The following is a 24,827-nucleotide window of genomic DNA, read 5'->3' on the forward strand; positions in this document are numbered from 1 at the left end:
GTCCCAAGTCGGTTGCGTAGGGCGGCTGTTCGGGCGGGGCGGTCACCATCCCGCGGCCCGTCCCGGGCGCCGCGGGTCGCAGTATCCGTGGCGGTGGCCGTCCGCGTCGACTTCCACCGCGTGGACGGAACCGAAGTGCCAGAAGTACGGGGTCGTCAGCCGTACGTCGGCGCCGTAGCGGGTGGCGAGCGTGTCCAGTACCCGCGGATCGACACGCGCCTCGACGGTGAACGGCTGGTCGGTCTGGGCGCCTTGGAAGCGCGGCGCGTCGATCGCCTCGGGCAGGCCGAGGCCGTAGCCGAGGTGGTTGGCCAGCACGATCGCGGTGGCGCGCGCGGACAGGCCGGGTGATCCGAGGGCGAGGTGCGGTGCCCCGTCGCGGGCGACCATGGTGGGTGGGAACGGCGACAGGACGCGCCGCCCTTCGCCGTTGCCGGTGCCCGGGAAGCTGTTGCCGCTGTTGACGTGGATGCCGTCCACAACCAGACCGGTGCCAAAGGTAGTGCCGTAGACGCTGTGGGTCAGCGACGCCATGTTGCCCGAGCCGTCCACCGCCACGACGTGGTCGGTGTTGTTGGTGTGCGGCGTGCCGGGCGGCCGGACGGTACCGCTGTTCGCGGGCACCGGGTCGCGCCTGGCGTTGCCGCGGATCAGCGCGGCCAGCGACGCCGCGAAGTCAGGTGACAGAAGTTCGTCCACCGGTACGTCGTAGGACAGCGGGTCCTTCACGAAGCGTTCGGTGAAGAATTCAGCGAAGGCCATGGCGCGCCGCAGCACTTCGAGGGCTTCGGCGTCGCGCGTGTAGTGGCCCATGGCAGGCAGGTCGAAGTTCTCCAGGATGCCGAGCACGAGAGCGATGAGGACCCCTGCGGACGACGGGGGCGGGGCGCCGATGATCTCGTGGCCCCGGTAGGCGCGGCGCACGGGCTGGGTCGCGCGCGCCGCGTAGTCGTCGAGGTCGCGGACGGTCACGGTACCGCCGGTTTCCCGCACGGCGGTCACGAAGCTGGACGCCCACGCGCCGCGGTAGACGTGGTCGGGGCCGTCAACGGCGATCCGCCGCATCGTCTCGGCCAGCGCCGGGCGGACCAGCCGCTCCCCGACCGGCGGTACGTGGCCGTCCGGCAGGAATTCGGCGCGGCCCGAGGGGTGGGCGGACAACCGGCCCGCGGCGGCTTCGAAGGCTTCGCCGTACAGGAAGGAGTACATGGGGAAACCGGCCGCCGCTACCTCGACGGCCGGTGCGAAGTAATCGGCCCAGGGGATGCTGCCGTGGCGTTCCATGGCCAGGTGCATGCCCGCCACGGCGCCGGGGACCGCGACCCGTCGGCCGGAGGAGGCGCCCAGGGCGCCGTCCACGGTCACATAGTGGTCCCAGGTGGCGGCCACCGGCGGGTCGTCGCGAGTGTGGTCGAGTTCGCCGTCGATGTAGTCGTAGGTCTGCCGCGCCGCGTCGTAGTGGAGCACCGACATACCACCGGCCAGCGTGGTCATCTGCGGCTCGACCACACCTTGCAGGGGGACGGCCGTCAGCACCGCGTCCATGGCGTTGCCGTCGCGCCGCAGGACGTCCAGCATCGCGTCGGCGACGATGGGATGCATGGCCGAGACCATGGCGGTGCCGCCGTGAGCTGCGGTCTTCCGCCCTTGTTCGAGTGCCGGGTCCACGACCGGCCACTGGCCCTCCGTCATACCGACCCCCTCTCCTGGCCCGGGCGCGAGCCCGACTGGGGGATCGGCGCCGGGCCGGCGCCTATGGCCGACGCCACCAGGCCGACCGGCGGGGAACCCAAGGCCATCAGCTCGCGGTGGAAGCGCGGCAGGGTGAAGTCGGCGCCCCACGCGGTCTTCGCCTGGTCGCGCAGCCGCCGCACGAGGACCTTGCCCCAGGTGTAACGGATGTACGTCGGCTCCCAGACGCCACGCAGCGCCTCGGCCCGCGCGGCGGGACCCGCCAGGAACGCCTTGCGTTCGAAGAGGGCGATAGCCTCATCGAGGGTGAGTGCACCAGTATGGATTCCGAGCGCGGCCTGTACGCGGACGGCCCGCATCATGGCTTCCTGCGCCATGCCGAACTGGTAGAGGGGGCTGTCGTCCTGGTAGCCCTCCTCCCACATCATCTCCTCGGCGTAGTGGGCCCAGCCCTCGAAGAACAGCTCGGACCACAGCGTCTTACGGACCGGCCGGTCGACCTGACCCATCATCAGAGCGTGGCTGCAGTGGCCGGGGCCGATCTCGTGCACGGCCATCACGGCCATCGCGGGCCGGTTGAAGCGGGACAGCCAGGCGCGGTGATCGTCGAGCGACCAGTGCGGGGACGGCCCGGTCACATGGAAGAGCGAGTGGCCTCGCGTCTCCCAGGGCGCGGTCCAGCTCACCCTTCCCGCCGCCCAACTCCGCGCGGGCGGGCTGGGTTCGATGACGCACGCCTCGTCCACGATCGGCACCAGATCGCGCTCGCGGACGAAGCGAGCGGCCAGCGCGACCTGGGCCTGCGTGTCGGCGAGGATCCGCGGGAAGTCGCCGTGGTCGGCCCGCACCCGAGCGCTGAGCCGCCGGGTCCGAGCGGCCGGATCGTCGGCGCCCGCGGGGTCGAGGCGGGCTGCGGCATCGTCCAGGATGTCGCTCATCCGCGCGTACTCGCTGTCGGCCATGGCGGCCAGCTCTTCGAGGTCCACCACAACGCGGTCCTCGCAGCCGAGGAGCGCCGTGAGGTCGGCCCTGCCGAGGCCGGCGGCTGGAGCGGCCTCGCGTGCGGCGTATTCGAGGTGCGCGGTCAGCCGCGCCAGCGCGGCCAGGGCGCGGACACCGTCCTCGCCGTCGTCCTCACGGACCTCGGCGGCCATCCCGCGCGCCGCGGGAAGGAACATCCCGGCGACGGAGGACGACAGTTCGTCCAGCGCCTCGATCGCATTGTCCACGGCGTCCGGCCAGAGCCGCAGGTGGCGGCGCCTGGCCTCCTCGCGCACCGCGCCGTCGGCGTAGGGCCGGTCGTACGACGACAGGTCCAGTGCCTCGATATGGACCCAGGGGTCCCAGCGGTGCTGGCGGATGCGGCCGAACCGGGTCCGCATGGCGTTCTCGGTGGCCGCGAGCTGTGCTTCGTCGTGCGCGTCGTCCAGCGCGGGACCGCCGAGCGCGGCGAGCGCCGAGGCCACCCCGGACGGCGACAGATCGACGATCGTGCCGTCGTATTCGTCGTGCAGTCCTGAGTATTCGCGCAGGTAGGCGGCGTCCAAATCGCAGACGTGGCGCAGCCGTGGGAACAGCTCAGCCATCGGTGGTCTCCCTGGTGGTGGTACGAGGCCGGGGCGTTACGAGGTCGGGCGGTGTACGTGGAGGCGGTCGCGTGTACGGGGCCGCCTGTAGGTCGTCGCGGGCCGCGGTCGGTCACAGTTCCAGTCGGCGTCCGCGCTGGACGACGCGCAGGAGCAGCGCACCGAGTCCGACGACGAGCACCGAGAGCGCGGTCATGATCGTGGACAGGGCGGCGGGCGTCGGGTCCTGGTAGTTGTTGAGGTAGCCGTACATCCACACCGGCAGGGTCTGCTGGTCGGAGTTGAGCAGGAAGATCGACAGGTCGATCTCGTTGAAGCTGACGAGGAAGGCGAAGACTCCGCTGATCAGCAGGGCGGGCGCGATCTGCGGCAGCGTCGTGCCCAGGAAGGCGCGCAGCGGCGAGGCGCCGAGGTCGATCGCCGCGTAGTCGAGGGTGCGGTCGGCCCGCGTCAGGGCCGCGGACAGCAGCACGATCACGAACGGCACGGTCGCCACGGTGTGGGCGAGGACCACAGCCCAGCGGCCGGAGGGCAGGCCCGCCCGGGCGAGCAGCATGAACACGGCGAAGCCGAAGGCGATCTTGGGCACCACGACGGGTGAGAACAGCGCCGACTGGACCATTCCGCTGCCCCGGAAGCGGTAGCGCACCAGGGCGACCGCACCGGCAGAACCGAGCAGTACGGCGAGCACGGCGACCAGGGCACCGATCCATACGCTGCCGACGAAGGCGTCCATGACGCCGTCTTGGTGGTAGAGGCTGGTGTACCAGCGGGTGGAGAAGCTGGGCGGCGGCCATACCCCGTAGGAGACCGACGACAGTGAGCTGATCACGACGATCGCGGCGGGCACGAGCTGGAAGACGTACAGCACGGCCATCCACACCCCGAGTCCGCGGATGCCCCTCGGCGGCGACGGACTGATCGTGACCCCGCCCTGGTCGGCCTCGGCGAACCGGCGCTGGAGGAGTACGAACGCTCCGGTGGAGACCAGCGCTAGGACCAGTAGCACCAGGGCGCAAACGGAGGCGCCCGGATAGTCCGTGGTGCCGACCAGGGAGTAGATGCTGGTGGACAGGGTCGCGATCCGCCCGCCGCCGAGGAGGCTGGGGGCGGTGAAGCTGGAGATGGCCAGGGCGAAGGTGAGCTGGCAGCCGGCGATGAGCCCCGGTGCGCTCAGCGGCAGGGTGATGGACCGGAAGGTGCGCCAGCGGGAGGCTCCGAAGTCGTCGGCCGCGTCGGCGAGTGTGCCGTCGATCTGGCGGAAGGTGCTGCTGATCGGCAGGACCATCAGCGGCAGCAGCGTGTGTACGAGCGCGATGACGACGGCGCTGCGCTCGTACAGCAGATGGACAGGACCGATGCCGAACAGGCCGAGCGCGGAGTTGAGGAAACCCTCCTGGCCGAGCAGCAGCTGCCAGGCGTAGACGCTGGCGATGCCGGAGAAGACCAGCGAGGAGAAGACCACCGCGTATCCGGCGTTGCGCCAGCCCGTCCGCTTGGTGTGGTGCAGGGCCAGGGCGGTGAGGTAGCCGACGACCGCGGTGATCGCGGTGACCAGCAGACCGACGAGTACGGTCTGCCAGATCACCGACCAGTAGTAGGAGCCGGTGAGGACTTTCGCCCATGTGGCCAAGGTGTTTGTGGTGTTGACGCCACCGGGCTGGTACTCCTGCAGGGAGTACTCGACGAGCGACTCCATGGCGAAGACGAACACCGCGAGCAGCAGCACGACGCTGGGGGCGAGCAGCAGCAGTGCGGTGCGCCGGTCGCGGCCCTTGCCGGTGAAGGTTTTGGAGTGTCCTCGGCGGGGTCCCGGCTCGTCGGGGGCGAGGCGCTCCGCCGTGGCAGTTGCCGCCCCGCTCACCGGGGCGGCTTCTCGTATGCCGCCTGGAGGGTTGTCCGCCATCGTGCAGGTCCTTCCGGTCGTGGGTGGACGTCGTCAGAACTGGCTTGTCAGATCTTGGAGACGACTTCCTCGTTCCACCGCGCGGTCCAGGCGGCCATGTTCTTGCCGACGGTGTCCCAGTCGACGTCCACGAACTTCTGGTCGGGGCCCGCGGCGATGGCCGGGATGGCCTTGAGCTTCGAGGTCAGCTTCGATGTGCTGGAGGCAGGAATCTGGATCGAGGTGTCAACCCAGCGCTGGTTCCACTTGGGCTGGAGCATCTCGTTGACCATGTCGTAGCAGACCTCGAGCTGGTCGTCGGAGCTGCCGGAGTTGATGTTCACGCCGACCGGGTCGAAGAAGGCGCCCTCGGTGGGACGGCTGTAGCCCAGCGGCGCGCCCTCGCTGCGCCAGGCGGTCGAGGTGCCCAGGTAGTGCGAGGTCAGCGGGGCCTCGCTGGTGGACAGGACGTTGAGGAACTGGGGGTTGGCCGTCACGATCGTGCGGATGTTCTTGGCGTGCTCGATCCACAGCTCGAAGCCCGGATCCATGTTGTCCCAGCCGCCCCCGTTGAGGTTGGCGGCCATGCCGATGGCCCACCAGGGGATGGTGAAGAAACAGAGCTTTTCGCGCTGGTCGGGTGACCACAGGTCGGCCCAGGACTCGAAGCCCTTGGGGTACGTCTTGGTGTTGTAGACCAGCCCCATCTGGTCGGCTCCGAACACCACACCGCAGTGGTCGCGTTCGACGAACTGAGCGTGCAGTTGGGCGGTGTTGGGGATCTTGCTGTAATCCAGCTTGAGGTACATACCGGTGGCCTTGCCGGTGGCCGTCGCGCCGCCGTTGGAGAAGACCAGGTTGTTCAGCGGCTTGTGCGGGTCGGCTTGATAGGCGGCGGTCTGCTTGGCGAGATTGAGCGTGTCGTCGATCTTGATCTGTACGTTGGGGTGCTTGTCCTGGTACTCCTTGGCGAACTCTCTCGGCATGACGCCCAGATCGGCGCCCGCGAAGGGGGTCATGGTGATGGTGAGCTTCTTGCCCGAGCCCGAATTCGCGGACGCGCCGGGCTGCTTGTTCGAGGCGCAGGCAGCCAGGAAGAGCCCGGCCGTCACCGCACCGCTGCCGACCAGCAGCGAGCGCCGCGACACCGAGGTACGGTTTGTTCCTTCTCTTGCGGGCGACGTGGCTCCGGCCGCCCCCTTGTCCCCATTCGAGCTGTCCGTGTTGCTGTGCATGGTCTCTCCCTGGGTGGTCAACGCACTTCAGATGGTGGGCCCGCGCTCGGCCAGGGCCTGTCCGGCGGACAGGCCCTGGTTGCCGGCGCCGAGCATGACGGCGGCGTCGGACGGCCAGCCGATCTCGACCTCGTCCCCCGCGGCGATCCCCCGTGCTTCCTTGGCGGGGAGTTGTACGACCAGTTCGGGCCCGGAGTCCGCCACGGCCACCTGGAAGCGGATGCTCGCTCCCTGGAAGGTGAGGTCGGTGACGCGGGCGGTGAAGAGATTGTCGAAGCTGGCGGTCAGCCTGGGCCGCATGGCGATGGCCTCCGGCCTGACCGACAGCGCCGTGCCGGGGCCCGGGGTGCGGCAGGTGAAGCCGTCCGCGCGCAGCACCCGGTCATCGACGGCGCCGCGGATGATGTTGGTGTCGCCGAGGAACGTGGCGACGAACTCGGTGGCGGGGCGGTCGTAGAGTTCGTCGGGCCGGCCGACCTGTTCGACGCGGCCCCCGTTCATCAGGGCGATCCGGTCGGAGATGGTGAACGCCTCGGTCTGGTCGTGGGTGACGAAGACGAAGGTGGTTCCGGACTCCTGCTGGATCTGCTTCAGAGCGCGCTGCATCTGTACCCGCAGCCGCAGGTCCAGCGCGCCCAGGGGTTCGTCGAGCAGCAGTACGGCGGGCTTGTTGGCCAGGGCGCGGGCGATCGCCACCCGCTGCTGCTGGCCGCCGGACAACTGCGCGGGCTTGCGGGTGGCGTAACCCGCGAGGCCGACCAGGTCGAGCATGTCGGTGACGGTCGTCCGGATCTCCGCGCGTGACTGGCGGCGGATCTTCGGGCCGAAGGCGATGTTTTCGGCCACGGTGAGGTGCGGGAAGAGCGCCAGTCTCTGGAAGATCAGGTTGGTCGGCCGCTTGTTGGGCGGCACTCCGGTCATGTCCTTGCCCGCGATGGCGACGGTGCCTTCTGTGGGCTGTTCGAGACCGGCGAGTATGCGCAGTGTCGTGGACTTCCCGCATCCCGACGGCCCTAGGAGCGAGAAGAATTCACCGCGCCTGACGCCGAGGTTCATGCTGGTCACCGCGGTCTCGCCACCGGGATAGGTCTTGCTGACATTGGTCAGTCGGGCGTCGAGAGCCGACGGATCGTCCGGGTTCACAGCGTTCACCTGAACTTCCATTCATTGGAACTTGGCTTCCACTGGCGTGGGCAGGACGCTAAGTGAGTGACAAGGGTGCGGTCAACGGTCGATTGCGAAGTTCTTGAAGCGGCGACGATTCGCAGGGCACTGTTCTAGCCATCCGGCCGGACTCGGAATCGGGCACAGGGCCCGCTCGCAGGAGCGCTCAACACCCGCCTGTCACCGGGAGGTTCACTCCGTGCGCGGCGTCCGGGCCAGCCCGTGCGGAGCGCCGTCGCACCGGGCCCGAATGCCCGCACGATCCGTCCGGTAAAATCTGCGTTACGCGCGCGGAGAGGATGTCAGGGCGCCGCCCAGGGGCCCCGCACATGTCCGATGTGCCGGTGCATAATCAGTTCGGTGCCCACCGTGTCTCCGTACTCCACGAAGTCCGTGAGCTGGTGGTGTTCCATGCCATGACCGACTCGACGAGGCTGCCGCCGGCGAGCAGCGGCGCCGGCCCCAACAGGTGCACGCCGGTGAAGCGCCGTGCTGGCCCGAGCTCTTAGACGGTGTCCTACGTGGTGAGGCGGACGAGGCGCTTGTAGCAGCACAGGGCGGCTGCGAGGCCGAGAAAGGCCAGGTAGTTGCGGGGATGGCGCTCGTAGCGGGGGCTGAGTCGGCGGTAGCCGGACAGCCAGGACATGGTCCGCTCGATGACCCAGCGGCGGCGCCCTCATCGTTCGCTGGACTCGATCCCTTTGCGGGCGATGCGTACTCCGATCCGCTTCCAGTGGAGCCATCTGCGCAGGTCCGAGCGGTCGTAGGCTTTGTCAGGGTGCAGGCGCTGGGGCTTGAAGTACCGGCCGTTGTGAGGGTCGTGTCTCGTTTGGTGACCCTCGACCATGGGCTTCAGCCGTTCGCTGTCGTGGGTGTTGCCGGCGAGACGCCGACGAGGAGGGGCAGTCCGTTCGCGTCCGACAGAATGTGCATCTTGGATCCCGGCTTGCCCCGGTCCACGAGGCTCGGACCTGTGTGTTCGCCCCCTTTTTCGCCCTGACATGGGCGGTGTCGAGGACGTCAAACAGGGCGTCGGCCCGGTACGCCTCGGTCAGTTCCGCATCGGTGACCGGCCGGGCCAGCCACCGGTAGGAGGGCTGGCGGGCGAGCTTCAGCACCCGGCACATCCGCCGCCACCGGCATCCGCATCCGGGCATCAGCGGCGGCCAGCTCGCGGACGAGCGGGTACATCATTCTGCCGGCAGACCCGCCTGCGACAAATACGCCGCGGCCCTCCGCAGCACCTCGTTCTCCTGCTCCAGCAGCCGGATCCGCTTGCGGGCCTCGCGCAGCTCCGCCCAGGTCAGGTGTCACCCGATCACGCAGCAGTCCCCCGCAGCGGAGCCGCCCTGCCGAGGAGGTGAAGACCACTGTCTGATCGCCTGTCAGGGGTCGGCCCCTCTGCGGATCTTGCTGATGCACTCGAATGAGGCCGAAGCATCGTAGCCAACGATCATCAGGCCGGAGGGGGAGGAGGAATGCGGCCCGTACGGATGTATCGGAAGTAGGCGTTGCTCGCCGGGAAGTAGACCAATACCAGCGCAGGGACGGAGACCGCAAGCGCGACTATGGTCTGCACCGCGTAGACGGGGCCGAACTTCTCGCCCTCGGGGCCGAAGACGTCGTAGGCGTCGGTGAAGCCCAGCCAGCAATAGGGCGTCATCGTAAAGAAGACGAGCGCCGTCATGATCGGCGCCCCGATCCGGGACGACGACCTGCCGCTCCGGGCTCGGAAAGCGAAGAGGAGGTACAACCCGAGCACCGCCAGATAGAGGTACGTCGCATACGGTGCGGACGGTTCAGATGCCCCCGGGGACTCAAACTCAGATCGCTTCAGCGACTCGTCGCTGACGACCACGATGCTGCACAGCACCGTCACACCGACCATCAGGCCCCATGCCCACTGCACCTGCCATGGCCGCGAGGGGCCAGCCGGCGGGGAAGGCGCGTAGGGGTTGTGGGGCGGGTAGGGGGGTGGGCCAGTCATGAGCTTCTCCTCGATGCCAGGCGTGTGAGGTGCGGAACCTGCCATGCATCGTGCGGCCGGTGCCCCGGGACCCCTCCCCGCCTCCCAGAGTGCAGCGGAGCACAGCGGCCGTCAGTGGGCCTGAGGGCGACGGCCCGTGACCGGGTTCGCTTCCTCGACGGCAGCGGGGTGTTTGCCGTTCGTGATCCGACCGTCGGGCTCTCGGCCGTGGCCAACGCGGATCGGAGCGCGGGCCGCCCGTCCCGGCGCGCGCTGACCACCCGCGAGCGGGAGATGGTCGCCGGCTGGTCCGCCCCAAAGCGTGGGAGACCGACCGGCCCCACCCCGGCCGCGGCCGCTACCTCATCAAGAACGCGGGCAGGCTGGGCATCCCCGTCGAGATGCACCACTCCCCCGCCGAACGGGAGCTGTACAACACCGACACCGCCATCACCGGCATCGCGCGGCAGCGGGACGGCAGCTCGGTGATGTCGGAGAGAAGACCGTGCCGGGGGCCGTCGCCTGAAGGCGTCGCCCACCCCTCGGCTGCCCCGTGACGATGCTGGGGAATGCGTTCACAGCATCGGCTCCAAGGGCGCCGCCAGCCCTCGCCCCGAGTCCGTGTGCCACCTTCGGCGAGACGCGAGGGGACGTCCCATCGACCCGCGCGGTCGGCGCGGGCCCACCGCGCGGTCGCCGAGTACATCGCCCCTGCGGCCGACCCGGCCGCAGGGGCATCGACGGGTTCCGCCCCCAGGACGGCTGAGAGATGTCGGGATCCGGCCGTCGTCCTCAACGACGGCCGGATCCCGGTGTGACTCCGGGCCTTGGTGCTGGAGGGTTGGCTACGACGGGCCGACACCACTGTGCGACTCCACGAACATCGAGCCCGCCTGACGCGCGGCACGCGCATCACCATCACATGCCCCCCTCTCCTCGACCGCGTCAGCACCAGCTCGGCGTCGGCATGCGGCCCGTCGTTGAGTAAAGGGCGTCTGGGGACGTCGTGCCCAGCCCTGCCCCAGCCCGGCCCGTACGACCGCGGTGGTCCCGCAAGTAACGCCGGGACCACTGCCGTTCGCATGGAGCAGAGGGTAGGACGCCCCTCGTCATGCGGACAGCATGCCCGGGAACACTCAGCTTGTTCTTGAAGGACCAGCCGCTCCGAATCGTGCTCACCAGTGCGCCTGCATCTCATTCAATGCTGCGGCAGCTGCGTCAACGAATGGCGTGATCAGTCGAATGTAGGCGCGCAACGTCTCTTGGAACTCACGGCGGTTCTCCCGGCTGGCGTTCTCGGCCATGGCCGCTAGAGCGGTGGCAAGGGTGCCCGACATGATCAACAAGTTCGACGCTGTGACCTGGACAGTGGAAGGGCCTTCCAGGTCAATCAGTGTCACCGCCCGGCGCAACTGCTGATGCCGGTCGCGGTGGGCGGCCAAGGCACTTCAGACTCGGTGGACGAGAGACCGTCGACTCCCCGGAGCCCGTCAGCAACAACCTGGGCCTGCTCAATGAGGTCCAGGTACGCGGCCCGCCGAGTCTGACGGGTGCTCTCGCGGCGCTGCGCCTCAGTAGTCGCATCGACCTGGACCCGAGCAGCGCGGGCGTTGACTTTGCTGGTCAGCCAGCTCGCTAGCGAACTGGCCGCGATCGCCGTCACACCTGTAAGGCCAGCGACGAACGGCGAGTTGTCAGGCATGCCCAGGAGTCTCTCCAAGAAGGTCCCACGACAGCCACCGGATCCTGATCAGTGCCCGGCGTTGTACCCGCAGGGCTCGCAGTGCGTCCCGAACATGATCACCTGAACAGCAATGCCCTGGTCGAGGAGCGCAGCGGATACGGTCGCGATCAAGGCGCCGACTACGGCGCTGGCCAGCGTCACCCAAGGCATGGAGCAGAGGGTAGGACGCCCCTTTCGTCATACCGACAGCGTGCCCGGAAGCGCTCAGGTCAGACCCAAAGCCGCTCGCGCGCCTCTCCCGTCATAGATACGCACAGACGTGCGATAGATGACTGTGGCCACGCGCTTCCCTACCGACCTGCTGGCCCTGCAGCGAGAGCTGCAGCAGACCCGCATCGCGTACGACGCACTCTGTGCGACGCTCCCGTGGAGCGCGGAGCCGCTGGACGGCTGGACGGCTGGACGGCCAAGGCCGCCACCGCCGCTGCCGGCCCGATCGACCGGCCTCCCTCCCCCGGCTACAGCGCCGCCCAACGTGAGCAGTAACGCGACCTGTTCGTCCGGCTGCGCAAGCTGTCGATCGCCGTCACCACGCATCCCCACTGGCACACCCTCGAGGTCCCCACCCGGGTCGCCGCCCGTACGGAGCTCAAGCACGCCCTGGACGACGACCGCCAGGGAGCCCCCGGCGCGACGGCGTGATGAGCGACGTCGACGCCTTCGGCGACAGCGGGATACCGGAGGAAGCGCCGACCGCACCGATCCGGATCCGTCTACCTGACGGACAGCAGATCCTCGGCCGGCTACACGGCCGCGTCCAGGCCGACACCGGAGCCTGGTTCTACCAGGTGTCCGTGAGCCTGCGGTCGACCGTCCACACCCCGCAGGGTGGCGAGGTCCGCGCCGAGCCGTACGACGTGTCCTTCGCCGCGCCGGCCTCCCACGTCCAGCCGGTCGACGGCGCCTACCACACGCACGTCCCCGTACGCCGCAGCCGCGCCACCCCGTACGCGCCCGCACCGGCCGCTCCCCCACCCGCACCCCGCCCCCTGCGACTGCGGCTGAGCCTGCGGTAGGAAGCTGGCCGCCGGTCCGTGGCGACGACACGGACCGCTGGTACGTCCACACCCCGCCCGCCACTCCCCCGCCGGCGCCCACCGAGGTGCACCACAACAGATGCTTCGTCGGCTCTGAGTCCCGCGCACTGACCACCGCCCAGGCGCTCCGGGCCCTCGCCCGACCGGGCGCCACCGCGTGCACGGTGTGCGGCGCCGACCGGCTGCTGGCGATGAAGTAGCCGTCGGGCGCCTCCGGTCAGGCAGGGAAACGCGGCCGGGGCGGCCGAGGACTTATCGTCACCGCATGGCCCACGTAGACGCCGCAGCAGCCTTCCACCAAGCCTGGGACCGCTTCGAAGAGTGGCTGGCAACTCACTCACCTGCCGACCACGCGATGCTGCAGCCCCCGGCGACCTCGGCAGAGCTTCAGGGCATTGGAGGAGGCGCTCGGATTCGCCCTCCATCCCGAACTCGCTGCCCTGCTGCAACGCCACAATGGCGTGGCCGAACAGACCGGTTGGCAATCGCCCCCTTTTCCGGCTGGCTCCTTCCTTCCGCTGGGTCACCGCCTCGATACCACCCGGGCCATAGCTGCCGTGCACCAGCAGCTCATCGAGCTCGAGAAGGAATATCCGCAGACGGAGTTCTGGGCCGAGGACGACGTGAACGGCCACCGGCACCAGTGGGTCTCCTTCGCGCACCCCAACGACGGCGGTCTCGCCTTCATCGACCACCGCCCCGGCCCCACCTACGGGCACGTCTACGAATTCGGTCTGGGCTCAGGAGCCGTCGACCCCATCGAATGGGCACCCAGTCTCACCCAGTTCATCGAGAACCTGACCACGTGCCTGACCGACGGCATACCCTTCAAGCGCTTCTAGCCCGAGACGCTCGAACACCCCTCCGGAGACCACTGCATCGACTGGAGTATCCGCATCTGAGCAATACGCAGGTACCCCATCGACCAACGATCTCCGACACCTTCGCCAACCTCATGGTCAAGGCCGGGCACAGCCCTGCCCATGCGTCCTACTGAGCGAGCTAGCGTCCCGCTGGGCCGCGCTTACCGGGTCGGCCCCGGCCAGACTCCCCCGGCCCGTTACCGGCGGAGCACGACGGCCCGAAGGTGCCCGCATCATCAACGGTCCCCGCCGCTGTCAGCTCGTCCCAGACGCGCGGGGCACGGGACCGCTGCGTCGCCGAACGGGAGACCGAGCGATGACCCAGCACCACGCGCGCAAGAACGCCGTCCGCGAACAGCGCAGCCGCACCGGGCAAACCCACCAGGCCGCACTGCACGAAGTCCGCACCGACCGTCTCGCTCACCGAGCTGCCCTCAAGCAGCAAGACCAGCATGCCGACGACCACGAACCGCTGCCCAAGCTCAGGTACGACACCCCCGTACCCCCGGAGCTGGCCAGTCTGGTGCGTTACCACGCCGCCAAGGTCACCTACCACCTCAACGACGCCCTCTGCGAGGGGCACTACAACATCGACTGCTTCGCCGAGTGGCAGCGCAGCACCCTTTACCGGCTCACCGACAGCCTGGAGTACCTGCACCTGCTCATCGGCACTATCGCTGCCTACCTCCGTGCCGACGGCGCCACCACAACCGAGTTCCAGCGCTTCCTCCAAGTACCCGACGCGCGCGCCGTCGAGAACTTCATCACCCCAAGGCCCGCGAGCACATGGCCGGCTTCACCGGTCAACCACGCGACCCGGCCACCAGCAGCTCCGGCATCTGGCACGAAGTTGGAGCCGGCATTGCCACCGGCACAGCCTGGTCCGCTCCCCACCGCGAGGAACTGCTCGAGGCCACGCTCGCAGGGGTCTACGCCGACCTCGATGCCCCCCAGGCCCTCGACCACCTACCGCTGCCCCTGCGGGACTTCGCGTCCGCCGTAGCCGAACTCACCATGAAGGCGGCCGCGCTGGCCGACGACACCGAGCGGCGCGACGACGCCCAAGCGGCCATGGCTCACTAGCCGTCGGACGACGGTTCCACCGGCCAGGCACGCAGCAGCGCGGGCGACGCGGGCGGCCGTGCAGCGGTGATCCTGCAGTTCGGCGGCGCGATCGCGGAGATGGTTCTTGTCGGGTGCGACGTCGATGCCGCCGCGCCCGCGATGACCCCGGCCTCGGGGACCATCGGTACAGCCGTTGGCGCTGAGAACGATCATGGTCGGCTAGCGCACCTACTAGGGGCCCTGCTGGGGTGCGGGGCGTGCCGCGGTCTGATCGGTCGTGTTTCCGGCGGTCGTGTCACGGGACCGGTCCCCGGCGCCCGGCGGTACGTTCAGCGCGCTCGATGACAGCCATGCCGAGACAACCAGGAGAGGAGTCTGTTATGAAGTTGTCGAGGTTCGCTGTAAGTGGGGCGATGTGTGCCGCGCTCCTCGGATTCGGTGCTGCGACGGCGGCGCAGGCCACCGCCGCCGAGTCCCCGGTGGCAGCGCCGCAAGCGGCGGTCCAGAAGGCTCAGGCCTGGGAGGTCTACTACGAGGACTGGTTCTACTCGGTGGCCAGTTGCGAGGCACGTGGCCACGCCATCGTCAATCCTGCGAGTTCCGGGCATATTCCCGGTGCTCTTGACTTCGACTGCTGGCTGGGCGCGGGCGACACGAAGTGGTCCATGAGTATCCTCTGGTGTGAGTGCCAGATGGCCTCGGGCGACACGAGGCAGCCGACGGGCATCCGCCGGACTTGATGCAGTATTTCCCTCGGGTGCAGGGTCCGAGAATCGCATGACTTGCCATTCGCGGACCCTGCCGCATTTTTGCGCCAAGCTGTCGACGGCAGGCCAGGGGCTGACAAGAAGTGAGTGCTAGCGACTTCGTCCTCAAGGTCGATCAGGGTGTAACTACTTACGGCAGGGTCGAATGGCGGGCCAACTCGAATTCGCTGCTTCATGTGGCGCTCTGGCCCTCTCGCGACGCGGTCCGCGTGGCCGGCGGGGCCGTTGAACTCATGGGTGGGCCGGACAACCTGGATGAACATGACGGACTGCTGGTGAGAGTTTCGGGAGCCTGGGATCCGTCGGGAGCAATCAGAGTAGAGAAACTCCAGGGTATCGCCGAGGTGCCGGCGCTGCCTGCTGCGTGGGGGGATGAAGAGAGCCTGGCGAGGGCAGGGGCTTTGAGCAAGGATGAATCGGTGTCGATCTATGGATCCGCCAGAGAAAGAGCCTGCGGCTTGAGTCTTGCCACCGCCGGCGGCCGTTCGCACCTCATGATTATCAAGGTTCTCCACGTATGCTCGGACCTTGCCTACTGGCATGAGCAGGAAGGGCACCGGTTTATGACCTTGGCACCTGCCATGGTTCCTGAAGACGTCGAACTCTCGGCCCCCCCGTTTATCGCCGCTCGGGCTGAGCTGATAGCATTCGGGCTGAGCCGCTAATGGTCGGCGAAGTCAGCCAGCTTCACCTCCTGGCCCGATTCGTAAGTCGTCTGAAGCACCTTTCCGGTCCGGGGGTCCCTCAGCTTGGCCTTCACCACGGCAGCAGCAGTCCCGGTTTTGACGATAAGTCAGTCGGCCACCTCCCACGGTTCTCCTTCGTGCATAACCATGGCGCCGGTGTAGATCTGCCCGGGGGATACAGTCGCCATGCGGAGCCCTTCTTCGCGAATTCCTACGTGCATTGGCGGACGGCGGCGCGGGCCGCGTGGGTGCCGGGTCGAAGCTGTCGGCGCACCTCCCAGACGTTGCCCGCGGTGTTCCACAGCCAGTGCCCATGGGGCTGGAAGGACTTCACCGGCGCGGTGGTGACGTAGCCGTCCTCCGGGACGAGCACTCCCCAGCGGACCCTTCGCGGAGGCAGCGGCGCACTGGCTGGGCGCCAAGGGGACCCTCACCTATGACTCGGCGGACAGCTCCCTAATTGCCGCCACCCCGAGCAAAAGGATCCGCATCGGCTGACCTTGCCCATGCGGTGCGGATACCGCAGAGTTTGCTCGTGCAGTCCGGGGCGGGCCGGCCTCGATCCGGTGAAACGAACGCGTTGGCCGACAAGCACATCAGACGGGAGCGGCGTTATGCTTCGGCAACCATTGGGCGAGTTCCTTCTTGATTGCGGTGTACTCAGGTCGTGTGGCGAGGTTGGTCCACTCGAGCGGGTCGTCTGAGTGGTCGTAGAGTTCCTCGCCGCCGTCGTTGTAGCGGGTGTAGCGCCAACGCTCGGCGCGGATGGAATGGTTTCCCTGGCCGAAGGTGGTCAGGGCAGGTCGTTTGCGTTCGGCGTCGGGATTCCTGAGCAAGGGGACGAGGCTGGCGCCTTCGATCTCGGCCCGTTCGGGAAGCCCGCAGAGTTCGGTCAGCGTTGGGTAGACGCCCATCAGGTCGACGGCCTGGTGGGAGCGGCTGCCCGGCGTGGTCACCCCAGGCGCGACGATCATCAGGGCATTGCGGGTGGCCTCCTCCCAGAGGGAGAACTTGCGCCAGTGGAGCTTCTCGCCGAGGTGCCAGCCGTGGTCGCTCCAGAGCACGATGATGGTGTTGTCTTTCCAGGGACTGGCGTCGTAGGCGTTCAGGATGCGGCCGAGCACCGCGTCGGCGAAGGAGATCGACGCGAGATAGCCCTGGACGGCCCGACGCCACTGGTCGTGCTCGATCACTTTGCGGTGGTCGCCGTCTGGCTTGGCCATGTGCACAGCGGCTGGCGGGACGTCGTCGAGGTCGTTCTCGTTGATCGTTGGCAAGGTGACGGATTCGAGCGGATATAGGTCGAAGTACTTCTGCGGCACATACCAGGGCAGGTGTGGTTTGGATATGCCGGATGCGAGGAACAACGGTCCTTCCTGGTCGCGGGACAGCTCCGCGGATGCGCCATCTCAAGGCGCGGGTGGGACTTCCGTAGCGGCGAAGAGGAGCGGTTCCCCTGGCGGCGTCGGGTCGAGACTCAACCTGTCCGGATACGGGTTCTAAGCGGCCTGTGCAGGTGCGGGTTCGTCACCGTACAGGCGCTGCAGCCGGGCCAATTCTCGCTCAAGGCCGGCCTGCACCGGCGCGTATGCCGGGTGGTCGTGCACGTTGTGCAGTTCGTCGGGGTCGTTGTGCAGGTCGAACAGCTCCCATTCGGGTGGGAAGACGCGGTCGGAGGCGCCGGGGACGCCCAGGCCCTCGCCGTAGTAGAAGATCAGCTTGTGGCGCTCGGTGCGCACGCCGTAGTGGGCGCGGACGTGGTGTGCGGAGTCGTCGTGCATCCAGTAGCGGTAGTACATCGAGCGCCGCCAGCCTTTCGGGGTGTGGCCGCCGAACAGCGGGGTCAGACTGCGTCCCTGCATCCGCTGGGGCACGGCGGTATCGGGGATGCCGGCGAGGTCGAGGAGCGTCTGCGCGTAGTCGATGTTGAGGACGATCGCGTCGCTGGCAGAGCCGGGGGCGATGCGGCGGGGGTAGCGGACGAGAAGTGGCATCCGCAGGGACGGCTCGTACATGAACCGTTTGTCGAACCAGCCGTGATCGCCGAGGAAGAAGCCCTGGTCGGAGGTGTAGATGACGAGGGTGTCGTCGGTCAGGCCCTGGGCGTCGAGGTGGTCCAGCAATCGGCCGACGTTGTCGTCGACCGAGGCCACGCAGCGCAGGTAGTCCTCCATGTACCGCTGGTACTTCCAGTCCAGTTCCTCGTCGGAGCTGAGGCCGTCGGGCACCGGCTCCTTGAGGTCGGTGGCGGTGAGGTCGCGGGCCACCCCCATTCTCGCCGCGGCCGCCGCCGCGGAGCGGCCGGCGTAGTCGTCGCGCAGGGTGGCAGGCTGCGGGATGGCGTCCTCGTACATGTCGCCGTGCGCCTCGTCCGGCCGCCACGGGCGGTGCGGTGCCTTCTGGTGGACCAGGAGGCAGAACGGGCGGCTCGGATCGCGCCGGTCCAGCCAGTCCAGGGCGACGTCGGTGATGATGTCGGTGGTGTAGCCGGTGTGGGAGACCCGGCCCTCGGGGGTGATGAGCTGCGGGTTGACGTACGGGCCCTGCCCTTGCAGCACGGCCCAGTGGTCGAAGCCGCGTGGGTCGTGGAGGCCACCGTGGCCGAGGTGCCACTTGCCGAACAGCGCGGTCTGGTAGCCGGCCGCCTGCAGCAGCGCGGGGAAGGCGCTCTGGGTGGCGTCGAACGGCGTGTCCAGGGTGGTGACGCCGTTGACGTGGCTGTACGTGCCGGTGAGGATCGCGGCGCGGCTCGGGGTGCAGATGCTGTTGGTGCAGAAGGCGTTGTCGAACCGGATGCCCTCGCGTGCGATCCGATCGATGTTCGGGGTGTCGTTGATCGCGCTGCCGTACGCCGACACCGCGTGCGTGGCGTGGTCGTCGGTCATGATGAACACGACGTTCGGCGGTGAGTCGGCGCTGGCACGTCGCGGCAACAGGCTCAGCGCGGCCGCGCCGGCCACCCCCGATACCACCGTCCGCCGGCTAACTGCGTGATCACTCATGTTCAGAATGCTCCCGTCGCGGTTATCAGCCAGGTGGAGCCGGATATGAGGGAGACCCGAACGGCTCCGCACGGTCGCCTACGGCGACCTGCCATCGCACCAGCTCCTCCGACAGCCGGGCCACACCGACTTGGTGGGCAGCGGCGTCAGCGAGGTCGTGCGGGTCGTCGGCGAGGTCGAAGAGCTGCGCCCGCTCGGTGCCGATGCCGTGGGCGGGGCGATAGCGGATCAGCTTGTGCCAGCCGTCGCTGACCGAGCGCTGCCAGTACATTGGGCGTACGGACGACAGGGTGGCCCGCGCCAATGAGCGGTGATCGTCACGACGAGGAGCACGCTCCACCGGGCAGCCGCCGCCGGCCCAGCCGTCAGACCACCGCCCGGGCCGCCCCACGCCGCCGTCGCCAGCAGCCGCCTCCGCCGTCCCCGCGGCCGCGCCGGTGGCCCGCAGCAGACCCGGACGGCTGACGCGCCGGGGCGCGGTGTGCTCCACGCTGACTCCATATCCGAGCCGGTCAAGTAGATGTACACACATAGGCTAGGAGGCAGGCCACGTCGGGCTGTCCCCTTCACGGCAAATGCCGGAACAACCGAAACGAGGCCTTCAAGAATCCGCAACATCGTCTCCGGCGAGCGGCCATCATGCCGATGACGGCAACCCGGCTGTGTCATACAGACGGGAGGAGAATCGGCGTAGTTCACCGTTATCTAAGCGCTGGTGAAGCAGCGCAATTTACCTGGTCAGAGCCTTTCCGATGGAGAAGCGAGCCCGTGCAGGCCGCAGCGATGCGTTGGAGACGGCCAGACCCGGAGAGGGTGAAAGAGAGGTCGGTGGCCGTGTCGTGCGGGCCGCCGAGTTGGTCGTTGAGCTCGCGGACGCACACGTTGACCGCCGGTTGGCGGGTCACGACGGGGGCGGACACTGTGCCTGGTCTAGATTTGCGGCAGGGCGGCAATCTCCGGTGATCGGAAAGGGCTGGCACGGACCTGTGACCTCGCAGATCGATTACAAGGCGCTGTTCATGGCCACGCCCAGTCCGAACCTGGTGCTGGGCCCGGACCTGGTGATCGTCGACGTCAACGAAGCGTACTTGCAGACGACCGGCCGGAGCCGGGAAGACCTGATCGGCCAATACCTGTTCGACGCCTTCCCGCGAAATCCGGCGGACCCGCACTCAAGCGGGATGCAGGACCTGGACGCCTCGCTGCACCGGGCCCTGCGCACGAAGGAACCGGACACGATGCCGCTGCTGAAGTACGACATCCCTCGCCCCGGCCGGCCAGGGGCCTTCGAGGAGCGGTGGTGGTCCCCGATCAACACGCCCGTCCTCGGGCCGGACGGCCAGGTCGCATGGATCATCCACCGGGTGGAGGACGTGACCGCGTTCATCCTGGCCCGCGCGGGCCAGCCGGCCGAAAGCGGCGGCGGGCCGCTCAGCAAACGCGAAGCGATGGACGCCGAGCTGTACGTGCGGGCGCGAGAGCTGCAGCGGCTGAACGAGGAACTGCGCCGGGCCCACGCCAGGGAACGGCAGGTCGCCTTGACCTTGCAGGAGGCCATGCTCCACTCACCGGATCTGGCCCACCACCAGCACATCACGGTGCGCTACCTCCCCGCCGCCGGGTCCCTGAACGTCTGCGGCGACTGGTACGACGTGGTCGACCTTCCGGATAACGGCTTCGCCGTCGCCGTCGGCGACGTCGTCGGGCACGGCCTGGAAGCCGCAGCCGCTATGGGCATGCTGCGCAGCGCACTGTCCGCCGCGGTCCGGGCGCTACGCGAACCGGCCAAGGCGCTGGATGTCCTGGACCTGTACTCCCACGCCGTGAGCGGTGCGCTGGCCACCACCGCCGTCAAGGCCGTCATCGACTCCAGCAGCCACCGGATCACCTACAGCAGCGCCGGCCACCCCCCACCGATCCTGCTGCACCCCGACGGCACCTGCGATCTGCTGGACAAGGCCACCGACCCACCGCTGGGCGCGCGCCCCCGACACATCGCGCGGCCCCAGGCCAGCCTGCCCTACCGCACCGGCGCCACCCTCGTCCTGTACACCGACGGACTCATCGAGCGCCGCGGCGAAGACATCGACGCCGGCCTGCACCGGCTGACAGACACACTCGCCCGCTACAGCAGGTTCAGCACCGAACGCCTCGCCGACACCCTGCTCGCCCGCCTCGGCGTAGCCGGCGGCGCCCGCGACGACATCGCCCTCATCATCGTGCGTCTGTGAACCCGCACAGCGGAACTCGTGCGACCGGCCCATCCGCCGACGGGCAGTACGTGTGGACGGACAGGATGTGGTGCCTTCGGCGGCACCTCCTTCCTTCCACTCACGAGAAACCCGCGGTACAGGAGGCGCGCCCAACAGGAGACGGCTGGCAAGGATCGTCCTCCGAGATGCTGTCTGCACTCCGAGCATGAGCAGGTGAGATCCCCCCGACCTCCGCCCGGGTGCACGGAGGAGCAAGTCGGCTGGCGGTCGGCCACCGCCTCTGCCCCGGACCGGAGACGCCATCGCCAGACTCTGCACGGCGCGGACTGACCAGTGCGAACCTGCTTGGCACGATCCCGTCCGGCCCGGCACCGCGCAGCTCGGGGTCGGCGCCCGGCGAGGAACTCGATTCCGCCGGACGCGGGGCGATGGCAAGACGGCATCCGGGCGGCTCTGCCCTACGCGCTGCGGCAAGGGCGCCGGCGCTGGTCTGGTACGTCAGTGGGGAGGCGGCTGCGGCACAGCGCACCCTGGCCTTCCTCGCCCGCTTCCCGCACACCCATCGCGGCGGTAGGTCGGATCTGGCCCGGTGGGACCTCTTCCTGGCAACGCTTCCCTACATCTACCGCATGGATATCGGGCTCGCGGCCGGGCTGCTCTCCGGGCTCATCGCCGGACTCACTGTGGGGCTGGTAGCCGGGCTCGCGGTCTGATTCACCCTCACGGCCTGGCCGTACTTGGGGCCACCAGAAGGGATTGGTTTCATCCATCGGCCAGTTGCTGGATGATCTTAAGTGTCTGACCTGCTCCGTTCTCGGTCACCAAACGTTTCGCCGCTCTTGCGGCGGCTCGGCTGTGTGCCTGCTGCTTCACCACTTGTTCAAGTGAGTCGGCAAGCCTTTCGGCGGTGAGGGACCGGAAGGGGATCGGGTCAGTGGCGGCGCCGAGGGCGGCTAGCCGCCGCGCCCAGAACGGCTGGTCTGCGGTCACCGGCACGGTGACCGCAGGCACTCCGGCGCGCAGCGCGGCGGCCGAGGTGCCAGCCCCAGCATGGTGGACCACCGCAGCCAGCTGTGGGAACAGCAGGGCGTGCGGCACGTCCCCGACGGTGAGCACGTCGTCCCCGTCGGCGGCGAGTCCGGCGCTGCCGGCTTGGAGGATCCCCCGCAGCCCGGCGTGGCGCAAGGCTCGTACAGCGATCTCGCTCAGCCGTTCCCCGTCACCCGACGCCATGCTCCCGAAGCCGATGAGGACGGGCCGGGGCCCGGAACACAGGAAGTCCTCAAGCTCGGTAGGCAGCCGTTCGGATTCATCGTGATGGGGCCACCAATTGCCTACGACCTCCAGGCCAGAGCGCCAGTCGGAGGGACGGGGCACCAGGGTCGCGCTGAAGCCGTGCAAAATGGCCCAATTCGCCTGTTCCTGTCGTCGACGCATCTCGGAGGGGGAGGCCGGGGGGAGCTCAAGGCGGTGGCGCAGCTTTGCGGCCGCCTGTTCGTAGACGCGGTCGGCCATCCGCAGGGCGAAGCGTCCGGTTGCTCGGTTGACGAGACGTCCCAGCGAGCGGGAGCCGGTCACGACGGGCGGGAAGTCGCCGGTCGGTGCGGTGGGCTGGAGGTACACGCCGAGGCTCGGTATGCCCATGGCCTCGGTGAGGTGCCAGCCGAGGGGGGCCGTAGTGGTAGACAGCAGGAGCAAGTCCGTGCCCTCGTCCACCGCATCGGCGAAGCCCTGGCCCAGTTCGGTGATGAACGCGGCAGCGGTCCGCATCAGTTCACGTTTGCCTGTGCCGCCGCGCACTCGCGTGTCGGCGGGCAGACGGCGGAATTCCAGCCCTGCGTCGCGTACGAGGGGGGCGAAGGGGTCTGTGGCGGCGACGGCAACGTCATACCCGGCCCTGCTCAGTTCAGCACCCAGACCCGTATAGGGCGCGACGTCGCCGCGCGATCCGGCCGTGGCGATCAGGATCCTCATCGGCCCTCCTCACAATCGCTACCGCCACCTGCGTGGCGGGCCGCGTTGGCGTAAACCGCGTGGTGTGTATACGCGGCCAGGCCCGGGCGTTGCTGCGAGGGCGGTACGACCAGAGCGAAGGCGCGCGGGTCGGCGACGAAGTCGTCCGCGATGCGTCGGTGCATGTCAGGCGGGCAGGCGGCAAACCAGCGTGCGATGTGCAAGCGGTGCTCCTCGGCGAGGTCCATGGCCCGATCGCCGTCGCTCGGCTCCCCCTCGTCGAAGACCGCGAGCAGTTCGGCGCGCCAGGCGGCGGCTTCCTCCATGAGCTGACGCCAATCCTCCTTGGTGTGGGCAGCCGCGCGCGTCATCGCCTCGCGCTTCCCCTGCGATCGCGCCCATTTCAGCTCTGCCTCGGTGGCATAACTCAGGTCGAAGGTGATCTCACCAAAGACCTCGAAGCGTTCTTGAGGGGTCAGGGACACTCCGGTCTTCTGGACCTCTATCGCCCGTTCCGCTACCTCGGCCAGCCGCTGCAGCCTGGCGATCTCCTCACTCAGCTCCCGTTGCCGGGCCCGGAGCCGCTCCAGGGGGTTCGCCTGCGGATCCTTGAAGATCGCGGCGATCTCATCGAGGGGGAAGCCGAGCTCGCGGTAGAAGAGGATCTGTTGGAGACGGACCAGGTCAGCCTCACTGTAGAGCCGGTATCCGGCGTGGCTGCGGTCACTTGGCGACAGTAGTCCCGCCTTGTCGTAGTGATGCAGTGTCCGCACTGTCACGCCGGCGAAGGCCGAGACCTGCCCCACGGAGTAGCTCATCCACCTGCCCTTTCGTCGGCATACAGCCTCAAGCCTGACGTAAGGGGAGGGTCAACTCGCGCTCGAAGCGGGGCGCGGCACGTGCCGCGTAGGCGACGAAGGACGCACAGATCATTCGTTGAGGTTCTGGCGAGAAGGGCGTGACGCCCGTGGCGGGCTGGCCGGACGAGACCATGATGGTGGCCCTCGCCCGCTGAAGTCCTCCGACGATCTTCTGCTCCACCGCCCGAAGGCGCGTGCCCCTGCGCGAGCCGGCACCCGAGACGCCCCGGGTGCCGGCCGCGTGGCCGTACGGAGCCGGCTCCTGGGCACTACAGCTGCCGGGGGCCCGGAGACCCGGGCCGGGTGGGAGCGCCTGAAGTGTGAAGCAGGCCGGGCACCGCCGGTTGATGCTGGTCAGTACTCGATGTAGGCGATGACGATAACGGTGTGCAGCACGGTGACGTAGTAGATGACGCGGACGTCATCGACGTTGTCGGCGTGCTCGCGCAGCTCGGGGTGGGAGCCGGGGATCGGGGTGCCGAGGGCGGGGTCGACGGACAGGGCGGTCAGTGTGCGGTCCAGGGCGTGGACTGCCGTTTCGTCGGTGATGGCCTGGGATCGCTGGCTGAGATCGCGGCTGGTTCACAGACTGCTGACCGCACGGCGCAGGCGCGCCGCCAGGGCAACCTCCTCGTCCAGCGCCACGGCTGGCACTCCGTTCTCGCTCATGAGGGCGTGGTGCTGCTGCTCGTACGGAACCCCCGGGGGCAGGCCGGCGACGTGCCAGTGCAGGTGCGCGTTGCCCTGCTTGCTGCCCGGCGACAGCAGATACGTCCGCTCGGGCTCGACAACGGCCTCGACCGTCGGAGCCACCCTGCGCACCGGCAGCATCAGCCGCACGTACGCGGGCTCGTCCAGATCACGCACAGCATGCTCAACGTGCGCCTTCGGCGCCACCAGGACCTTGCCCGGTAACGTCGCCCACCGGACAAGGAACGCAATGTGATCAGCATCCTCGTGAATCAGCTCGTGCTCCCGGCGGTAGGCCGGGTCACCCACGACGAAGGCACAGACGAAACACGGCCCCCGCCGCACCCGCGCCTCTTCTCCAATGGACACCGTCCAAGCCGGTCCCGGCTCCCCTACCAGGAACAACACATGCCACAGTG

At 68.5% G+C, this 24,827-nt stretch carries 25 protein-coding genes and 2 pseudogenes; 9 read left to right on the plus strand and 18 right to left on the minus strand.

Annotation, left to right across the window (positions count from 1 at the left end; all coding sequences use genetic code 11):
- Nucleotides 1-42: 42 nt before the first annotated feature.
- The 7 genes and pseudogenes from OG946_RS00185 to OG946_RS00215 all read right to left on the minus strand — a co-directional run bounded on the left by OG946_RS00185 (nt 43) and on the right by OG946_RS00215 (nt 9,450).
- Nucleotides 43-1,692: a gamma-glutamyltransferase family protein gene (locus OG946_RS00185; protein WP_326794100.1), complete on the minus strand. Its 1,650-nt coding sequence runs from the start codon at nt 1,690-1,692 to the stop codon at nt 43-45.
- Nucleotides 1,689-3,278 carry a DUF885 family protein gene (locus tag OG946_RS00190; RefSeq protein ID WP_326794101.1) on the minus strand — a complete coding sequence of 530 codons (1,590 nt, stop codon included), beginning with the start codon at nt 3,276-3,278 and terminating at the stop codon, nt 1,689-1,691. Before OG946_RS00190 ends, OG946_RS00185 begins: the two co-directional genes overlap by 4 nt.
- Before the next feature lie 112 nt (nt 3,279-3,390).
- On the minus strand, nt 3,391-5,184 hold the full coding sequence (locus OG946_RS00195) for an ABC transporter permease (RefSeq protein WP_326794102.1): 1,794 nt from the start codon (nt 5,182-5,184) through the stop codon (nt 3,391-3,393).
- A 47-nt stretch (nt 5,185-5,231) separates the two neighbouring features.
- Nucleotides 5,232-6,311 (minus strand): ABC transporter substrate-binding protein, encoded by a 1,080-nt coding sequence (locus OG946_RS00200; protein ID WP_326794103.1) that lies wholly within the window; start codon nt 6,309-6,311, stop codon nt 5,232-5,234.
- Between the two features lie 114 nt (nt 6,312-6,425).
- Nucleotides 6,426-7,550 (minus strand): ABC transporter ATP-binding protein, encoded by a 1,125-nt coding sequence (locus OG946_RS00205; RefSeq protein ID WP_326794104.1) that lies wholly within the window; start codon nt 7,548-7,550, stop codon nt 6,426-6,428.
- A gap of 529 nt (nt 7,551-8,079) precedes the next feature.
- A pseudogene (locus tag OG946_RS00210) lies at nt 8,080-8,626 on the minus strand (IS5 family transposase); the annotation flags it as partial.
- A gap of 392 nt (nt 8,627-9,018) precedes the next feature.
- A complete protein-coding gene (locus OG946_RS00215) occupies nt 9,019-9,450 on the minus strand; it encodes a hypothetical protein (RefSeq protein ID WP_326794105.1) in 432 nt (143 codons plus the stop codon).
- Between the two features lie 479 nt (nt 9,451-9,929).
- Between OG946_RS00215 and OG946_RS00220 the strand changes: the two genes are divergently transcribed.
- Complete coding sequence (locus OG946_RS00220; RefSeq protein ID WP_326794106.1) at nt 9,930-10,085, plus strand: hypothetical protein; 156 nt, start codon at nt 9,930-9,932, stop codon at nt 10,083-10,085.
- Between the two features lie 618 nt (nt 10,086-10,703).
- Here OG946_RS00220 and OG946_RS00225 read toward each other — a convergent pair.
- Nucleotides 10,704-10,970 (minus strand): hypothetical protein, encoded by a 267-nt coding sequence (locus OG946_RS00225; protein WP_326794107.1) that lies wholly within the window; start codon nt 10,968-10,970, stop codon nt 10,704-10,706.
- A gap of 308 nt (nt 10,971-11,278) precedes the next feature.
- On the minus strand, nt 11,279-11,422 hold the full coding sequence (locus OG946_RS00230; protein WP_326794108.1) for a hypothetical protein: 144 nt from the start codon (nt 11,420-11,422) through the stop codon (nt 11,279-11,281).
- A gap of 491 nt (nt 11,423-11,913) precedes the next feature.
- Here OG946_RS00230 and OG946_RS00235 point away from each other — a divergent pair, with 491 nt between their 5' ends.
- From OG946_RS00235 to OG946_RS00250, 4 genes and pseudogenes are all read left to right on the plus strand, one after another.
- Nucleotides 11,914-12,288, plus strand: a complete 375-nt coding sequence (locus OG946_RS00235; RefSeq protein WP_326794109.1) for a hypothetical protein — start codon at nt 11,914-11,916, stop codon at nt 12,286-12,288.
- 59 nt (nt 12,289-12,347) lie between these two features.
- Nucleotides 12,348-12,509, plus strand: a pseudogene (locus OG946_RS00240) (DUF6233 domain-containing protein); the annotation flags it as partial.
- Between the two features lie 195 nt (nt 12,510-12,704).
- Nucleotides 12,705-13,151 carry an SMI1/KNR4 family protein gene (locus OG946_RS00245; protein ID WP_326794110.1) on the plus strand — a complete coding sequence of 149 codons (447 nt, stop codon included), beginning with the start codon at nt 12,705-12,707 and terminating at the stop codon, nt 13,149-13,151.
- A gap of 337 nt (nt 13,152-13,488) precedes the next feature.
- Nucleotides 13,489-14,175 (plus strand): hypothetical protein, encoded by a 687-nt coding sequence (locus OG946_RS00250; protein ID WP_326794111.1) that lies wholly within the window; start codon nt 13,489-13,491, stop codon nt 14,173-14,175.
- On the opposite strand, the gene OG946_RS00255 is transcribed toward OG946_RS00250, so the two are convergent.
- Nucleotides 14,139-14,450: a hypothetical protein gene (locus OG946_RS00255; RefSeq protein WP_326794112.1), complete on the minus strand. Its 312-nt coding sequence runs from the start codon at nt 14,448-14,450 to the stop codon at nt 14,139-14,141. The two genes, OG946_RS00250 and OG946_RS00255, sit on opposite strands and share 37 nt — an antisense overlap.
- A gap of 167 nt (nt 14,451-14,617) precedes the next feature.
- On the opposite strand from OG946_RS00255, the gene OG946_RS00260 reads away from it, so the two are divergent.
- Nucleotides 14,618-14,977 carry a hypothetical protein gene (locus tag OG946_RS00260; RefSeq protein ID WP_326794113.1) on the plus strand — a complete coding sequence of 120 codons (360 nt, stop codon included), beginning with the start codon at nt 14,618-14,620 and terminating at the stop codon, nt 14,975-14,977.
- A gap of 110 nt (nt 14,978-15,087) precedes the next feature.
- Nucleotides 15,088-15,669 carry a hypothetical protein gene (locus OG946_RS00265; RefSeq protein WP_326794114.1) on the plus strand — a complete coding sequence of 194 codons (582 nt, stop codon included), beginning with the start codon at nt 15,088-15,090 and terminating at the stop codon, nt 15,667-15,669.
- Here the strand turns inward: OG946_RS00265 and OG946_RS35985 are convergent.
- The 5 genes from OG946_RS35985 to OG946_RS00285 all read right to left on the minus strand — a co-directional run bounded on the left by OG946_RS35985 (nt 15,666) and on the right by OG946_RS00285 (nt 19,182).
- Nucleotides 15,666-15,794 carry a hypothetical protein gene (locus OG946_RS35985; protein ID WP_442814580.1) on the minus strand — a complete coding sequence of 43 codons (129 nt, stop codon included), beginning with the start codon at nt 15,792-15,794 and terminating at the stop codon, nt 15,666-15,668. The two genes, OG946_RS00265 and OG946_RS35985, sit on opposite strands and share 4 nt — an antisense overlap.
- A gap of 107 nt (nt 15,795-15,901) precedes the next feature.
- A complete protein-coding gene (locus OG946_RS00270; RefSeq protein WP_326794115.1) occupies nt 15,902-16,063 on the minus strand; it encodes a hypothetical protein in 162 nt (53 codons plus the stop codon).
- Between the two features lie 223 nt (nt 16,064-16,286).
- Entirely contained in the window at nt 16,287-17,081 is a 795-nt protein-coding gene (locus tag OG946_RS00275) for a sulfatase-like hydrolase/transferase (RefSeq protein WP_326800100.1), read from the minus strand.
- A gap of 108 nt (nt 17,082-17,189) precedes the next feature.
- A complete protein-coding gene (locus OG946_RS00280; protein WP_326794116.1) occupies nt 17,190-18,692 on the minus strand; it encodes a sulfatase family protein in 1,503 nt (500 codons plus the stop codon).
- Nucleotides 18,693-18,717: 25 nt separating this feature from the next.
- On the minus strand, nt 18,718-19,182 hold the full coding sequence (locus OG946_RS00285) for a hypothetical protein (RefSeq protein WP_326794117.1): 465 nt from the start codon (nt 19,180-19,182) through the stop codon (nt 18,718-18,720).
- A 496-nt stretch (nt 19,183-19,678) separates the two neighbouring features.
- Here OG946_RS00285 and OG946_RS00290 point away from each other — a divergent pair, with 496 nt between their 5' ends.
- Nucleotides 19,679-20,923, plus strand: coding sequence for a PP2C family protein-serine/threonine phosphatase (locus OG946_RS00290; protein WP_326794118.1), 1,245 nt, complete (start codon nt 19,679-19,681; stop codon nt 20,921-20,923).
- A gap of 410 nt (nt 20,924-21,333) precedes the next feature.
- Nucleotides 21,334-21,618 (plus strand): hypothetical protein, encoded by a 285-nt coding sequence (locus tag OG946_RS00295; RefSeq protein ID WP_326794119.1) that lies wholly within the window; start codon nt 21,334-21,336, stop codon nt 21,616-21,618.
- 49 nt (nt 21,619-21,667) lie between these two features.
- Here the strand turns inward: OG946_RS00295 and OG946_RS00300 are convergent, their stop codons facing one another.
- From OG946_RS00300 to OG946_RS00310, 3 genes are all read right to left on the minus strand, one after another.
- Nucleotides 21,668-22,879 carry a glycosyltransferase gene (locus tag OG946_RS00300; protein ID WP_326794120.1) on the minus strand — a complete coding sequence of 404 codons (1,212 nt, stop codon included), beginning with the start codon at nt 22,877-22,879 and terminating at the stop codon, nt 21,668-21,670.
- Nucleotides 22,876-23,676, minus strand: coding sequence for a MerR family transcriptional regulator (locus OG946_RS00305; RefSeq protein ID WP_326794121.1), 801 nt, complete (start codon nt 23,674-23,676; stop codon nt 22,876-22,878). Before OG946_RS00305 ends, OG946_RS00300 begins: the two co-directional genes overlap by 4 nt.
- Before the next feature lie 624 nt (nt 23,677-24,300).
- On the minus strand, nt 24,301-24,816 hold the full coding sequence (locus OG946_RS00310) for an HIT family protein (protein WP_326794122.1): 516 nt from the start codon (nt 24,814-24,816) through the stop codon (nt 24,301-24,303).
- Between the last annotated feature and the right edge of the window lie 11 nt (nt 24,817-24,827).

It is taken from the genome of Streptomyces sp. NBC_01808 (genome assembly GCF_035917395.1).
Lineage (GTDB): Bacteria > Actinomycetota > Actinomycetes > Streptomycetales > Streptomycetaceae > Streptomyces.

Coding starts and splice junctions, on each gene's coding strand:
- OG946_RS00220 (WP_326794106.1), top strand. CDS start 9,930: ATGCACCACTCCCCCGCCGAACGGGAGCTGTACAACACCGACACCGCC.
- OG946_RS00190 (WP_326794101.1), bottom strand. CDS start 3,278: ATGGCTGAGCTGTTCCCACGGCTGCGCCACGTCTGCGATTTGGACGCC.
- OG946_RS00230 (WP_326794108.1), bottom strand. CDS start 11,422: ATGCCTTGGGTGACGCTGGCCAGCGCCGTAGTCGGCGCCTTGATCGCG.
- OG946_RS00185 (WP_326794100.1), bottom strand. CDS start 1,692: ATGACGGAGGGCCAGTGGCCGGTCGTGGACCCGGCACTCGAACAAGGG.
- OG946_RS00250 (WP_326794111.1), top strand. CDS start 13,489: ATGACCCAGCACCACGCGCGCAAGAACGCCGTCCGCGAACAGCGCAGC.
- OG946_RS00255 (WP_326794112.1), bottom strand. CDS start 14,450: ATGATCGTTCTCAGCGCCAACGGCTGTACCGATGGTCCCCGAGGCCGG.
- OG946_RS00305 (WP_326794121.1), bottom strand. CDS start 23,676: ATGAGCTACTCCGTGGGGCAGGTCTCGGCCTTCGCCGGCGTGACAGTG.
- OG946_RS00260 (WP_326794113.1), top strand. CDS start 14,618: ATGAAGTTGTCGAGGTTCGCTGTAAGTGGGGCGATGTGTGCCGCGCTC.
- OG946_RS00300 (WP_326794120.1), bottom strand. CDS start 22,879: ATGAGGATCCTGATCGCCACGGCCGGATCGCGCGGCGACGTCGCGCCC.
- OG946_RS00280 (WP_326794116.1), bottom strand. CDS start 18,692: ATGAGTGATCACGCAGTTAGCCGGCGGACGGTGGTATCGGGGGTGGCC.
- OG946_RS00235 (WP_326794109.1), top strand. CDS start 11,914: ATGAGCGACGTCGACGCCTTCGGCGACAGCGGGATACCGGAGGAAGCG.
- OG946_RS00295 (WP_326794119.1), top strand. CDS start 21,334: ATGGCAAGACGGCATCCGGGCGGCTCTGCCCTACGCGCTGCGGCAAGG.
- OG946_RS00215 (WP_326794105.1), bottom strand. CDS start 9,450: ATGGTCGGTGTGACGGTGCTGTGCAGCATCGTGGTCGTCAGCGACGAG.
- OG946_RS00195 (WP_326794102.1), bottom strand. CDS start 5,184: ATGGCGGACAACCCTCCAGGCGGCATACGAGAAGCCGCCCCGGTGAGC.